This window comes from Rapidithrix thailandica (assembly GCF_039710355.1).
Classification (GTDB): Bacteria; Bacteroidota; Bacteroidia; order Cytophagales; family Flammeovirgaceae; genus Rapidithrix; species Rapidithrix thailandica.
Genome location: NZ_JBDKWZ010000001.1, coordinates 539,878 through 554,984, shown reverse-complemented (window position 1 = coordinate 554,984; position 15,107 = coordinate 539,878). Strand labels below are relative to the sequence as shown.

At 41.3% G+C, this 15,107-nt stretch carries 12 protein-coding genes; 7 read left to right on the top strand and 5 right to left on the bottom strand.

Annotated elements, in window-relative coordinates:
* Window positions 1-70: 70 nt before the first annotated feature.
* Window positions 71-1,117, bottom strand: coding sequence for a tRNA preQ1(34) S-adenosylmethionine ribosyltransferase-isomerase QueA (gene queA, locus AAG747_RS01995; RefSeq protein ID WP_346819444.1), 1,047 nt, complete (start codon window positions 1,115-1,117; stop codon window positions 71-73).
* Window positions 1,118-1,419: 302 nt separating this feature from the next.
* On the opposite strand from queA, the gene AAG747_RS01990 reads away from it, so the two are divergent.
* The 5 genes from AAG747_RS01990 (at window position 1,420) to AAG747_RS01970 (ending at window position 6,422) form a co-directional block, all read left to right on the top strand.
* A complete protein-coding gene (locus AAG747_RS01990; RefSeq protein ID WP_346819443.1) occupies window positions 1,420-2,673 on the top strand; it encodes an ABC transporter permease in 1,254 nt (417 codons plus the stop codon).
* 151 nt (window positions 2,674-2,824) lie between these two features.
* A complete protein-coding gene (locus tag AAG747_RS01985; protein ID WP_346819442.1) occupies window positions 2,825-4,225 on the top strand; it encodes an FAD:protein FMN transferase in 1,401 nt (466 codons plus the stop codon).
* 29 nt (window positions 4,226-4,254) lie between these two features.
* Window positions 4,255-4,464 (top strand): DUF4266 domain-containing protein, encoded by a 210-nt coding sequence (locus AAG747_RS01980; protein ID WP_346819441.1) that lies wholly within the window; start codon window positions 4,255-4,257, stop codon window positions 4,462-4,464.
* Window positions 4,465-4,559: 95 nt separating this feature from the next.
* A complete protein-coding gene (locus AAG747_RS01975; RefSeq protein ID WP_346819440.1) occupies window positions 4,560-5,804 on the top strand; it encodes a DUF3570 domain-containing protein in 1,245 nt (414 codons plus the stop codon).
* Between the two features lie 51 nt (window positions 5,805-5,855).
* Entirely contained in the window at window positions 5,856-6,422 is a 567-nt protein-coding gene (locus AAG747_RS01970; protein WP_346819439.1) for an HD domain-containing protein, read from the top strand.
* A 22-nt stretch (window positions 6,423-6,444) separates the two neighbouring features.
* Here the strand turns inward: AAG747_RS01970 and AAG747_RS01965 are convergent, their stop codons facing one another.
* The 4 genes from AAG747_RS01965 to AAG747_RS01950 form a co-directional block, all read right to left on the bottom strand.
* Window positions 6,445-6,783, bottom strand: coding sequence for a hypothetical protein (locus tag AAG747_RS01965; RefSeq protein ID WP_346819438.1), 339 nt, complete (start codon window positions 6,781-6,783; stop codon window positions 6,445-6,447).
* Between the two features lie 145 nt (window positions 6,784-6,928).
* Window positions 6,929-7,678, bottom strand: a complete 750-nt coding sequence (locus tag AAG747_RS01960; RefSeq protein WP_346819437.1) for a PspA/IM30 family protein — start codon at window positions 7,676-7,678, stop codon at window positions 6,929-6,931.
* A 10-nt stretch (window positions 7,679-7,688) separates the two neighbouring features.
* Entirely contained in the window at window positions 7,689-8,081 is a 393-nt protein-coding gene (locus AAG747_RS01955; RefSeq protein ID WP_346819436.1) for a YbjN domain-containing protein, read from the bottom strand.
* A gap of 179 nt (window positions 8,082-8,260) precedes the next feature.
* A complete protein-coding gene (locus AAG747_RS01950; protein WP_346819435.1) occupies window positions 8,261-8,890 on the bottom strand; it encodes an AlbA family DNA-binding domain-containing protein in 630 nt (209 codons plus the stop codon).
* A gap of 931 nt (window positions 8,891-9,821) precedes the next feature.
* Between AAG747_RS01950 and AAG747_RS01945 the strand changes: the two genes are divergently transcribed.
* Window positions 9,822-11,042, top strand: coding sequence for a tetratricopeptide repeat protein (locus AAG747_RS01945; RefSeq protein ID WP_346819434.1), 1,221 nt, complete (start codon window positions 9,822-9,824; stop codon window positions 11,040-11,042).
* Between the two features lie 561 nt (window positions 11,043-11,603).
* Window positions 11,604-14,999, top strand: coding sequence for a hypothetical protein (locus tag AAG747_RS01940; RefSeq protein ID WP_346819433.1), 3,396 nt, complete (start codon window positions 11,604-11,606; stop codon window positions 14,997-14,999).
* Window positions 15,000-15,107 lie beyond the last annotated feature (108 nt).

The following is a 15,107-nucleotide window of genomic DNA, read 5'->3' as shown; positions in this document are numbered from 1 at the left end:
TTCTCATATAAGATTAACCGTCATTGCACTGCCTCATATTTTGAAAGCATGTACAAAGTGGGGGCAATCATTAAATAATCAACATCGCGTCCCCGTAATCTAAGAAGCGGTACTCCTCTTTACGGGCTGTTTCATAAGCTTCCATCACCAAATCATATCCTCCGAAAGCACAACCCATCATCAATAAGGTAGACATTGGTTTGTGAAAATTAGTGATTAAAGCCCGGCAAATTTTAAAATCATATGGAGGAAAGATAAACTTGTCAGTCCACCCTTTGTTTGCTTTTAACCTGCCTGAGGCGGAAACGGAAGCCTCCAAGGCCCGCATGGCCGTGGTCCCGACTGCGCACACCCGGCTCTTTTGGTCCAATGCTTCGTTGACAATAGTCACCGTTTCTTCCGGAACATTAAAGTTTTCCGAATCCATCTTGTGCTTGGTCAAATCTTCCACATCTACTTCTCTAAAAGTACCCAAGCCAACATGCAAAGTGATCGGACTCATTTGCACACCTTTGATTTCCAATCGTTTGGTAATTTGAGGCGTAAAGTGCAAGCCTGCCGTAGGTGCTGCTACAGCTCCTTTATGCCTTGCAAAGATTGTTTGGAAGCGCTCTCGATCTTCGGGTTCCGCCCCACGATTCAAGTCTTTGGGCAAAGGTGTTTCTCCAAGCTCCTCAATCGTTTTGTAAAACTCTTCATCAGTACCTTCGAACAAAAAGCGGACGGTTCTTCCTCGTGAAGTGGTATTGTCAATCACTTCCGCTACTAGCTCCCCTTCACCGAAATACAATTTGTTTCCTACCCGGATTTTACGGGCCGGATCCACCAGTACATCCCATAAATGAGACTCTTTGTTCAGCTCTCGCAACAAAAACACCTCAATCTTAGCCCCGGTTTTTTCTTTATTGCCATAAAGCCGGGCCGGAAATACCATTGTATCGTTCACCACAAATACATCCCCATCATCGAAATAGTTAACTATATCTTTGAATACTTTATGTTCGATTTTTCCAGTGTCTTTATGCACCACCATCAACCTGGACTCATCCCGGTTCTCAGTAGGATACTTGGCAATGAGATTTTCAGGTAAATCAAACTTAAATGCTGATAACTTCATTTAGCTGCAACTATATGGGTTTAAGAAGTAAAATTTTAAATGCCGGATTCAGCGTGGCTCCAGGTAAGGGTTAGTACTGCCTTAGAATAGGCTGCTTGCTATTCATCCTTCTCTAGAGAGAATTTCTGACCCTTTAAACCTAACTAATATTCTTCATTGTAAAAACTACAGATAAATTAATAAAATACCACTTATCCAAAAATAGGCACGCAAAGTTAATAATTTGTTGTTAAACATTTTAATACTCCTTTGATTTACTGGTACTAAGCAAGATAGTTATTTGACCCTATTTACCAAACACTATGATACTTTTCTTCAAACTATTCAAAGAAAGCTTCCGTTTTGCCGGGCAAGCCTTGCGTGGAAACCTGCTGAGGACCACCCTTTCTCTTCTGGGAGTGACCGTTGGGATTTTTTCCATCGTAGCGGTATTGACAGTAGTGGACGCCTTGGACAGCAGTTTGAAAAAAAGTTTCTCCTTTCTGGGAGACCGGGTTATTTATGTAGAAAAATGGCCCTGGCAATTCGGAGGCGGAGAATACCCTTGGTGGAAATATATCAAACGCCCTCAACCCGATTTGGAAGACTATTTGTTTTTGGAAGCCAATTTGACTCAGGTAGAAGCCATATCTTTGTTTGATGTAAAAGGGGGAGCTACATTAAAATATAAAAACAACAGTATGACATCGGTGGCCATCATGGGGGCTACCCACACACAAACCCAGGTGTCGGAAATGAAGATTGAAAGAGGGCGGTTCTTCAGCAAACAAGAGGCCGATCATGCAAAAAATGTGGTGGTCATTGGTAGCACGGTGGCAGAGGAATTGTTCGGAAGAGCGGAACCCATGGGCAAGCAAATCAAGATCAAAGGCATTCGCTTCAATGTGGTAGGAATTTTGGAAAAACAGGGAGAAAACCTACTGCCCACTCCCAACTTTGATGAGATGTGTATGATTCCCTATTACAGTATGGCCAAAATGTACGCATCAAGAAACCGGGGACTTAGTCCGATCATTTCCCTGAAAGGTAAAAGTACGGACCCCTCGCTCCGAGAATTGGAAGCCGAGGCCAGAGGCTTGTTACGGGCCCATCGCAGATTGAAACCCAAAGAGGAAGATAACTTCGCCCTCAACCGGACAGAAGCGTTCGCCGACTTTATGCAATCCCTTATTGGCGTATTAAAGTTTGCCAGTTGGTGTATCGGTAGTTTTGCTCTATTGGTAGGAGGGTTCGGCATTGCCAATATCATGTTTGTATCCGTAAAAGAGCGGACCAACTTGATCGGCATTCAGAAATCATTAGGGGCAAAAAATTACTTTATCTTGCTTCAATTTCTCTTTGAAGCCATTTTTCTCAGTGTGTTCGGAGGGATGTTCGGCTTATTACTGGTTTCCCTGTTAAGCCTGTTTTCCACCGAGACATTTATCATTACCCTATCCATTGAAAATATTTTTTTAGGCTTAACAGTAGCCTCTGTGATAGGTATCCTTTCGGGTATTATCCCTGCAATGATGGCTTCGCGGATGGACCCGGTGATTGCCATTCGCTCAACCTAACAGAACAACCGGCAACCCTTGAAAGAAAAAAGCAGTAGAAAGAAACAAAGCTGTGTAAAGTAGAGTTTAACCAACTGAAATATCCGTTTTAGAGGCTTCTAAAAAAGAGATATTCCTCTACCTTTGCCTTACTAAGTAGAACGATTCAATCATGATGTTAAAAATATCCTGGTGGCTGACCTTTTTTATTCTTTCAACCCAAGCTCTCCTAGGCCAAGTTTTCCATTCGGCAGACACTGCTTTTTTACAAGCCAGTGAAAAAAATCAAGCGGTTTTATTGGTATTTTCGGGTTCGGACTGGTGCGCCCCCTGTATTCGTTTCGATAAAACAATACTGCAAAACGAGGCATTTCAACACTTTTCTCAATCGACTCTGACGATTTTAAAAGCCGACTTTCCCCAACGTAAAAAGCTTTCCAAGCATATCCGGGAACAAAACGACCAATTAGCCGAAACATACAACCCTCAAGGGTATTTCCCTCATATATTGTTACTGAACTCCAACCGTACGGTGATCCAAACCCTCTCCTTTCAAAATCAAACTCCTAGGGAATTTATCGAACAACTGCAAGCACTGTTGGGTAAAGCCCCTTTGCCCAGGAAAGAATACCGGTATTCAACGCAATTGATGGGCAGTGCTTTTGAATTTGCTGTAGTAGCACCGTCACACCATGCGGCCAAAGCTCAGCATTTATTAAAGCAAGGCGAAGCGGAGGTCAAACGGATTGAAGCCCTTATCTCTTCTTGGAAAGACGATTCTCAGACGGCAAGTATTAATCACGCATCAGGAGTAAAAGCCGTAAAAGTGGATGATGAGCTATTTCAACTGATCAAACGGAGTGCGGAAATCTCTCAATTAACCCAAGGGGCTTTTGATATTACTTTTGCCGCTTTGGACCCGTATTACCATTTTGACGGCACTCAAAATCGCTTACCCGATCCCAAAGTGATAAATAAGACACTTCCACTCATAGGCTACCGACAAATACAACTCACCCCCCCTGATCAGATTTATTTACCCACTAAAGGCATGAAAATAGGCTTTGGAGCCATTGGCAAAGGCTATGCTGCTGACAAGGTAAAAAAACTATTACAAAACCAAGGGGTAAAAAGCGGCTTGATCAATGCAGGGGGAGACTTGGTAGCCTGGGGCAAAAAAGCAGACGGCAGCCCTTGGAAAATAGGCATTGCAGATCCTTTTAACAAAAAAGATATCCTCATGTGGCTGGAAGTACAAGACCAAGCCATTGTCACCTCCGGCAATTACGAAAAATTCATTCAGGTAGGGCAAGAGCGATATGCGCATATTATTGACCCTCGCTCAGGCCAACCGGCCCAGGGGGTGGTCAGTGTAACAGTAGTCCAAAAAAGTGCGGAATTGGCTGATGCCTTGGCCTCTGCGGTATTCGTACTAGGAGTAGAAGTTGGCTTGGACTTAATCAACCAATTGCCTGATACGGAATGTATCATTGTGGATAGTCAAAAGAACATTCACTACTCTCAACATATTAAATATCAACAAACAGACGGGGCCTTAACGGAAAGACAGTAATTTCCCGGTCATATTCTATTTTTTTACCTATGAAAAAGCTTATTCCCCTTCTCGCCATCCTATTATTTTTATTCAGTTGCAAGCCCGTCAAGCCTTACCAAAGAGCCTACCTGAATGATCATGAAATGCAATTAGGTACTAAACCTTTGGAATCATTTGAAGATAATTTTCAATCCTACAGGGAAGGAGCCTCCGGTGGAATGGGAAAAAAATCGGGTGGTGGCTGTGGTTGTAATTAATTAACAAGAAATGACAGAGACGCATCTACACCAATACACTTACACAGTAGTCGCACATCATTCCTAAAAATTGACAAACAACATTCTTCCGACTTATGAAAATTATATTCACCCTGTTCACTAGCTTTTTTATCCTTCACTTCGCCTTTAGCCAAGCGCCACAAAGCAGTTCTTCCCATTACCAGAAAAAGAAAGTTTCAACCACATCCGTACAACTTTTATATTCTCATTACGCCCAAGGCGGAAAACATTCTGCCGTGACCGGAGGAAAAGGCACCGAGGAGTTGACAGCCAACATGCCGGAGATGATCATCGCCCATACAATCGACAGTACGCATACCATTCACGTTAACCTGGGAGTTGATGTCATCAGCTCGGCATCCACCGATAAAATCGACTTTGATGTGTCTTCGGCATCCAGTAAAGATGCACGGACTCATTTTTCCGTAGGTTACGGAAGGAAAATGAAACAAAGCGGTTGGGAATGGGGAAGCACTCTATCTTTTTCGATTGAATCGGATTACTTCTCACGGGGAGCAGATATTTGGCTTAGCCATCAAAACCCGGCACAAACCCGGAAATGGTCCTTAGGTTTACAAGGATATTTTGACGATCTGCGTTGGGGCAGGTTAAATCCTAATCACTTCTTACAGGCAAAAAAGCTAATTTACCCGGAAGAACTTCGAAACAAAGAGTGGTTTGATGAGTACAAACGCAACTCTCTTCGCTGGTCTATGAGCCTATACCAAGTCATCAACACGAAAATGACGCTGGGCATATTCCCCAACCTGGTTTACCAAAAGGGATTATTAGCAACTCCCTTTCACAGGGTTTATTTTGTAGAATCAGAACAAGCAAAAGTGGAAAACCTCCCTCAAGAACGGGTCAAAATTCCTTTGGGAATTCAATTTAATTACTTTTTGGGGAGCCAGTGGATTTTGCGGACTTATTACCGGTACTACTGGGATAATTTTGGGATACGGGCGCACACCATCAACCTGGAAGTTCCATTTAAAATCAACCATTTATTTTCCGTATACCCGATCCTTAGGTATTACCATCAAACACAAGCCGACTATTTCCGGCCTTATAAAGAACATCTGGAAAAAAGCCTGTTCTATACTTCCGATTATGACCTCTCCGGATTTTATAGTTATAAACTGGGTGCGGGAGTTCGTTTTGCCCCCTTTAAAAAACTGGGAAAGAAGGAAAAATACTTCAAAGAAACCACCCTTCGGTACGCCTATTACTCCAGAAGTGATGGCCTAGATGCCCATATTTTCAGTGTATTGTTCGATTTTGAAATACACCGGGAAAAGCTCAAAAGGCAAAAAAAGTAACGGCCCACACCCAATGTCTCTCAATGAAATTTCACTAAATAGGATATACAAATGAAGAAGAGTAACTGGTCTCCTGAAATTTACCGGAAAGCCTGGCACTTCGCCAGCCTAGCCCATCAAGGACAAAACTATGGAGGCTCCCAAAAGGACCAATACCTCGATTACCTGACCCATATTGGCAATGTGGCAATGGAGGTTATCAATGCCCTGGCGCAGTCCGGTGGACTGAATGGAAATCTCGCTATTCAGTGTGCTTTATTGCACGATATATTGGAAGACACCCATCATACGTTTGACGAATTACAACAACACTTTGGCGAAGAAGTGGCTCATGGGGTACAGGCCTTAACCAAAAACAAAAACCTGCCTTCCAAAGAAGCCCAAATGGCTGACAGCCTGGAAAGGATTCGACAACAGCCTAAGGAAATATGGATGGTAAAAATGGCTGACCGGGTTACCAACCTGTATCAACCTCCCTTTTATTGGAATACGGAGAAAAAAATCGCTTACCGGGAAGAAGCTCAAGTCATTTATCAAACTCTTTCCCAAGCCAATGAAGTTTTGGCAAAACGGCTTACGAGGAAAATTGAGGAGTATCAGCAGTTTTTCAACAACTAAATGGCAGTGACTTAGCCTTCAGTCATTTCTTCCAATAGCCTTGAAAAGCCCATACCCCTCTGGAGTTTAAATAATCCAGGTTTCGCTCATTTTGATAAGCTTCCCTTTCAAACACTATATGATGATAGGCTTCCCAATGGGATTTATACTTGAGCAAGTTAATGGAATAATGTATGAGGTATAAAATGTAGAAAGGCAGCACCAACAACTCAAGCTGTTGGCGTAAATGGATCTTTTCGTGATTGATCAGTACATCATCTTCCTTAAATGACTTTTCCGCTACCAATACAAAAGGGAACAAAGCCATCGCTCGAATAAAGGGATTAATATATTTCAGCCAAGAGGCAGTAACCACAATCATTGTAAAATTTTTTCGGATAAACTCCAGGATTAACCGATTGATTTACCCAGAGTTGGAATAACTACACGGAGCAATTGTATACACCATAGAAGAAAAATAGCGTCAGTGGTGCACTGACGCTATCGGGATATGATGAGTTGTTTCTTTATGAATTCGTTCCTTGAGAACCCGAGTCTTCTTTAGGAGCATTTAACCCCATTTTGGCTTTCAGTGCCAACAGTGAATCGGAAGAGGAGGAAGAAGAGGAACCCGAACCTAATAAGGCTTGGTCGATTTCTTCGTCCACACTTTTTGCTGTATTAGCAAGATCTCCATAGGATTCGGCCAGCGCCTCCTGTTGGTCCACTTTTTCTTTCATACGCTCCAACATAGTGATGGTCCCTCCCGAATCAATATTAGCCAGCTGTTTGTTCAATTTTGTAGTCGCTTGAGACACTTTAGAGCGAGCTTTCAAGGTTTTCAGCTCATTTTCCCAAGTGCTGATCTGGTTTTTCAAACGATGTACATTCTGCTCCATTTTTGCCACGGAAGCTTCGTGAGTTTGTAGCATTTTCTGACTGTTGGCCGCTTGCTGCAAAGCCTGTTCTTTTTTAGTCAGTGCCTGGCTTGCCAAACGGTCCGCCTCTTCAGGAGCTACCTGTCCGTCCTGAGCCCGTTTTAAGAGCATCATGGCTTTATTTTCATAATCTGAGGCAAGGGCTTTTTGTTGTTCAGCTTCTTTCCGGGTACGGATTTCAATGGCTTTTACTTCGGCCAGTCCCTTCAGACTCTTATCTAAATCCGACTTCAAATCGCGGATCCCCTGCTCTGTCATTTTCACAGGATCTTCAATTTTATCGATGGCAGAGTGCACTTCCGCTGAACCTATATTAAAAAGTCGCTTAAAAAAAGACATAGCTTATTGTTTAGTTTTTTGAAAACTCAATTAATTCATTGTAATACTCGCTCAATAGCAATGCTAAGGAATTGAGAGAACCTTCCAGCTCGTTCAAATCCAGATTTTCTAATTGCAAAGTATCTCTAAACAGGACCTTTCTCCCACTTTCATCCATCACAAAAGCCCCATGTACTATTTCCCTGTTTTTGACCAACAACTGTTTGTAAACGTCCAAAGAATCATTTTTCAAATCAAACAAGTGTTGCTCGATCACCAAAATAGGATCTTCGCAATCGATTACCAAGTTTTTGATTCCATGATCTTCTTTGTCCACTACGACTAACTGTTCATCTTCATCTTCATGAACAATGTCATAGTCCAGTTCACGTAAATAATCTTTTACTTTTTCAAAATGGTTCATAAAATTAACTATTATGCTTGTTGTACAAAGGTCAAATCGTGTTCAATCTGTTAATGAACAATTTTTCCTAATCATTTTGATTGCTTTCACTCAAAAAATCAAAAGCGATGATTCTGCTTTTACTATAAATTTACTGGAATAAACATTGAAAAACAATGCTATCCCATCGCTCCCTTATCTTATGCGAGGCTATAAAAAACATCTTTCTCAAAATCGTGTAAAAGCAACAATCCTTTTTCCGTCAAATCGATCAAAATGCGTTTTGCCCGCCTTTCCGAGACATTGATCATCGAGGAGTATTGTTTTACGGTGATCCGTTCATGTCTCTTCAAAAAATCCAACAAATTCTTCTCCTTGGAAGTCAAATCGGTTTTCTTGATGGGTTCGATAACATTTTTACGTAAATTATCCTCCACAAGTTTACTTGCCATCACACTTTTATCATTCATCCGCACATAAACCGTCCAAGTGTCATCCAATCCCAAGCAAGTATGTGGCTTTACCTCACTTTCGGCGATCTCTACAATCAGGATGACTTTTCCTTTTTCTTCTATCTGATCAAAAGAAAGGGTTACCGGAGGGCGACAGTAAAAGCGAGCCGCCTCATTGATCAAATATTTTTCCTCTTCCGGGTCCACACCCATCAGTTCCCGGGCATCCGTCACTCCTACCAAAATTCTCCCCCCTCTAGTATTAGCAAAAGACACGATCGTTTTTGCTATTTTATAAACACTGGATATTTGTTGTTTAAAATCCAAGGTGCCGGATTCTCCTTTGCGGATCAAGCTTTTGAGTTCTTTTAGTTCCACAGATAACTGGTTGAGGTTTGATGTAAGTTAAAAGATATCGATCAATTATCCCAATCTGTACACCAAGAGAAAAATAAAAAGGAAGGCTATCAGTAGCCTTCCTTTTAGAGAATATGAACTCTCAAATAATGCCTTATTTTTTATCTGTCGGCTTTTTTGATGACATTGCTTTCCCAATAATTGCATATAATGCTTTTGCCTTCTCTTCAGAATTCACTTCTACTTCAATTGAGTACTTATTTTTTTTCATATGTGATTTCTTAGTTTACAATTAAAATCAATATTATCCTTAGTTTTAAAAGTATACGGCTAAAATAGTTAGATTCGGATGTGAATCTGCCTGCCCTGGAAAGTTCCTACTTGTAATATTTACGAAAAAAACAATGGTTTATTTCGAATACAAAAGCACAATACCTCTCTGATAGTATCTTTTGAGTAAGATGAAATGAAATGATAGAATGTAATAATATAGATCAATTACACATTCCATGATAGAAAAAAGACAAGAACACAGATTCCTGAAATGGATTAAATTTTGTGTTGGTAAAGTTAGAATATGTTTAAATTTCACTCTTTGATCCAAAAACTCTCATTTCAGGAAGCTCATTTCAGTATTTTGAGTGTCGAACTACAAAACTACTATGCTGAGAACCCTAAACTGAGAATTATTACCACCAAAGGGGTGGTTCCCCACAAAGAATTCTAAACATGCTCTTATCGCTTTTTGATACTCAAAGGCCTTGTTTTAGGAAAGTATTTGTTAAGTATTATTTGTTTTTTTAAATGGAATGAATACTTACAATACTTTAAATTTACAGGCAGTTCTAAATCAATCAAGATTCAAAATGTTTTCCTTAAACAATAGAATCAAGAAGTTACACCAACAAAGATGCAAATAAATACGTAATTATTCTACATTATCTCCAAATAAATGAATAGTTATTATGATATATTAGGAATTCGCACAGATGCAACACAAGCTGAAATAAAGTCGGCTTATAAAAAACTAGCTCTCCAATACCACCCGGACCGCAACCCCCATAACCCCCGAGCAGAAGAACTGTTTAAAATCATCAATAATGCCTATCAGGTACTCTCGGATGAACATAAAAAAGCGCAATACGACTTATTATTAAGCTATTATACTTTTCAAACTTCTACTACCTATAGCCAAAACCACCAATATCATAGTGCTTATCAAGCTGAAAAAACCGCGCCTAAAAAAAACACCGGACGCTCTACGATTTTTCAGAGCTACTCCAAAGAAGACCGGATCAGAGATGAGAAAATAGCACTTTATTGGATTTCTGCCTTCATGGGGGTCATGGTGTTAGTCATTGTCATTTTTGGCTTTGTAAATTCCTATATCAACCAGCAACATGAAAAAGAAATGCAAAAAGCCCGGATGGCTTTATATGGCAAAGCCTTGGAATACTACCGGAATCAACAATACCGGCTCACACTCAATGAACTGGACTCATTGGTTTCGCTTCGGCCGGAAGATCTTGAAGCGCAACTCTTTAAAGACAGAGTCCTGAGTAAGGTGAAAGATCAACTTGAAATTGACTTTGAAAACCAGGCTTATCAAAAAGCACTGAAGAACCTGCAAATCATTCAGGATTTTGAATACAACCTTCCCATCCGGTATTATTATAAGCTTTCTATTTGTTATCAACAGTTGAATATGTATGACGAAGCCATTGAGGTACTCAGCACAATTATCAATACCAATCCGTATGATTTAAAAGCCCGGATGGAGATTGCTAATATTTATATCGACAATTATCAAAATTATAGGGCAGCGTTAAAACATTTGGACGAAGCACGGGATGTAATTATTGACGAATATAAAAGTACCTATGGGGAAGCCTATTCAATGTTAGTGCATCCCTCCTCTACGCCGAGCATTCACTATGAAATTTTTTATACCAGGGCCAAACTTTATTTCGAAACAGAACAATACCAAAACGCAATGAAAGACTGTAGCTGGGCAGTATTTCTTCGTCCGGACAAGGCCATTACCTACTACTTGCGCGGCAACTGTAAAGAACGGCTTCACCAATACGGGGCAGCCTGTAAAGATTGGCTACTTGCCATACAGAAGGGTTCGAAGCCGGCCCGTAAAAAATATTTTCAGAACTGCAGCTCTTAAAACTCCGGCTGGATTTACGACAACCAAAGCATTGCACACCATGCCCACTATCTTATAGCTATACTTCAAGCATACCTAAAATTCATTACGGGAGATCCCCTTTCAATAGGCCGTAAAAAATTCTCAGGTCAGGGTTCTCAGAATAGCATTATTAAACGAAATAATACTGCACGGAGGTTCTTGAAATGAGAGTTTCAGACCCAATAGATGAAATTTAAACATGCTCTTATAACTATAGAAAAGACGTATTCTGAGATAACTTTTTATTTTTGTTTGGAAAATAAAACTTATTGAGTTATTCATCGGACTATGGGTGAAAAAGAGAGGAGATTTCCTGAAAATGCTCATCCACGATGCTAGTACCAAAAAATTTATACATTTATAACGTTATACAACCAAAGGATATAAGCCTCATTCGTTTTTTCATTCAAGCAGGGATTTTTTTTGAGACTTACATATAGCCATTTTTTTCGCCTCATTGTTCTGTTTTTTTGCTTTAGCTTTAGCACCCGGTTAGCCCATGCACAAACGGCCAGTCGATGCAAGTGGGTGCCCTTCAGCATGGAAGCAATACAAGTGGACACACTTTCCCTTCACGCCTCATCCATTCAGATAACCGATATACAGCCTAACACCGCTCAACAACATTGGCTTTCCACTCAATACGACCTCAATACCAACCAACTCAGATTTCGTTTGGATTCCAACCAACTTCAAATACCTCCACAAATTGATTCCGTCCGGATCTGCTACCAAGTATTCCCGGTCAATTTTGCGGAAATGACTTATCACCGGTCACTGGAAGCCTACGATACGGGCTACTACGGCATCCCGGAGGAAGAAACCTTGCCAAAGGAGCAAGCTCCCTTAGAGAAAGAAGAAATCTTCAGTAGTAATCAATTATATAAAACCGGGAGTATCAGTAGAGGCATTTCGGTGGGAAACAGCCAGGACGTTGTAGTCAACTCGGCTCTTAATTTGCAACTGGAAGGCCAACTTACTGAAGACATCCATTTAACGGCTGTGATCAACGATCAAAATGTTCCTTTCCAACCGGAAGGTAACACATTACATCTACAAGAACTGGACAAAGTATTTGTCCAACTCAAACACAAACATGCCGAGCTTTCAGCTGGGGATATCGTATTAAAAAGCGACTCTTCGTATTTTCTGAAATATCTCAAAAACATCCAAGGAGGTCAGGCAAAAGTGTATTTGGGACAAGGGGGTGACTTTGAATCTACCAGTAGTGCGGCCGTTTCCGTAGCCAAAGGGCAATTTCATATTGATAATATCAGTCCCTTGGAAGGAGTATCAGGTCCCTACAGGTTACAAGGTCCTAATCACGAAAGTTTCCTGGTAGTCATTGCCAACTCGGAAAAAGTATACTTAGACGGAAGACAACTCACCAGGGGCTATCAAAATGACTATACCATTGACTATAATACGGCTGAAATTACATTTACCAATCAAATCCTCATCACTAAGTTTTCACGGATCAAAGTGGAATTCGAATACGCTGTGCAGCAATACAGTCGTAGCATTTTCCAGGCAAGCCATCAACAACGGTTAAAAAACATCAATACGTACGTGCACTTTTACCAAGAAAAAGACAACCCTAACAGTTCCTTATTATTCTCTTTAAGCGAGGCGGACAAACAATTGCTCAGCGACCTGGGCGACAATACAACCCAGGCTTTTTCTCCTGCTGTGGATACCTTAGAAGAGTTTGATGTCAATCAAATTCTATACACACAAAAAGAAACTCTGGTGGATGGGGAAAAGCGCTTTTATTTTGAATGGGCTCCGAAAGAATCGGCAGCTCCTTATTACCGGGTGGCTTTTTCGGAAGTAGGGACGAACCAAGGCAATTATCGCCTTGAGCAAAATACTGCGAATGGTCGTGTTTACCGTTGGCACCCTCCGGTGGATGGTATCCCCCAAGGCAATTACGCTCCGGTGCGTTTGTTGGTGCCTCCTACTAAAAAACAAATGGTGACTACAGGAGTAAATATCCGGCTGAACAAACATCACCGGGTATTTGTAGAAGGCGCATTTTCCGAATTTGATAAAAATTTATTCTCTTCATTGGACCGGGAAGATGACCGTGGGATGGCTATAAAGGGAGGATATTATGCGCAAAACCTTCCGCTTTCGTCTGGCAATACTTACCGATTGGACTACGGGGTTGATTGGGAGTTTAACCAGGAAAGCTTCACACCTATCGATCGCTTTCGCTCTATAGAATATGACCGGAACTGGGCCATACAGCAAGACAGTACCGGGGAAGACCAGATTTTAAATGCACATATCGGTCTCAAAAAAGATTCGAAAAACGCTGTCAAATACCGTTTTTCGATACGTGACAAACAAAATGTAGTCTCGGGAACCCAACACTGGGCCGAACTCAAAAAAAGCCTTGGAAAGTTTTACTTACAATCACAGGCTTTTTTACTCAAAAGTGAACACCCTCAAGTCAACTCTGATTGGCAGCGTTTGCAAATGCAATTGGCTTATCAAGGCAACAAATTCCAACCGGGGTATCAATACCAGCTGGATAAAAACAGCACACGGACAATTGCCAATGACTCTATTGTCAATTCTTTGATGAATTACGAAGCCCACGAATGGTTTATTCAAAATGGAGACAGTACTCAAAATCGCTACCGGATTGCTTATACACTCCGGGACGATTACCAACCGCTGGAAGGACAACTCTCTCATAGCAGCCACTCACAAACGGTTCAGGCAAACTACGCCATTCAGCAAACACACCAACAATTGAATTTTGTATTTACTTACCGGTTATTAGAAAACCTTTCTGTGGCCAAACAACCCGATGAAGAAACGGTAATGGGGAGATTGGACTGGAATACCTCTTGGCTCGACAAGCATATCCGCTCGGAACTCAGTTATGCTTCGACTTCCGGACGAGAACTTAAACGGGAATATATTTTTGTAAAAGTAGAGCCAGGTAAAGGAACACATACCTGGCGAGACGACAATAACGATGGTATCCAGGACTTGAATGAATTTTACCCGGCTGTTCTTCCCGATGAAATGAACTATGCTAAATTTTTCTTGCCTTCCACGGAATACATCAATGCTTTTGCTCTTAATTTTCAATATAAACTCTACTGGGAAATGCCGAGAGGCTGGAAAAACCAAAGGGGGTTCAAACGTTTCTTGCAGCGCTTTTCCATGCGTTCGTCCGTAGCTGTCAACAAAAAGGTAACCAGCGAATCCATCTGGACCAGAATACTTCCCTGGGACACCGGCATCAGCAAGGAAGAATTACTGGCCGATCAAAGTGTGTTACGAAACACTTTGTTTTTTAACCGGAAAAGTCCAAAATTCGGAATGGAATTAAGAACCTTATTGGCCAGAAACAAACAATTATTATCCAATGGCTTTGAAAACCGGAGCAACCGCGAATGGTTGCTGAACAGCCGTTGGAACCTGACTTCCGTATTATTTTCAGGTTGGGAATTGGCCGAAGGGAGTGTGGAGAACACCTCTAATTTTTTGACGGAGCGAAATTACCAGATCCAACACTACCGGCTTGCTTCCGAATGGGCCTGGCAACCCAATGCTTACTTTCGTTTTTCTACTACTTTGGAAGTAAAACAAAAAGAAGATCAGTCGGAAACGGAAGTCCCTCCAGAAGATGCCCTCATCAAACAAATGAAGTTTTCTTTAAAATGGTCAAAAGCTGTAAAACGCACCATCAATGCCCAATTTAATTTGATCCATATTGATTACGAGGGCGTGGTCAACTCTCCGGTAGGCTACGAGATACTGGAAGCTTTACAACCTGGCACCAACTTTACCTGGAACCTCAATTGGATACAACGCCTTACCAACGGACTACAACTCAAAGTCATCTACCATGGTCGGAAACCTCCCCAACAGGACAGCATCCACTTGGGTAGGATGCAGGTAACGGCCCTATTCTAGTTCCCAATCCCTTTGTATTCTTTCCCTTTTGTGTTTACTATTGCTTTTATGACTGGCAAAAGGCAGTAAGGAAGGTATTAAGCACAGAATCATTCGATCCGGATATCA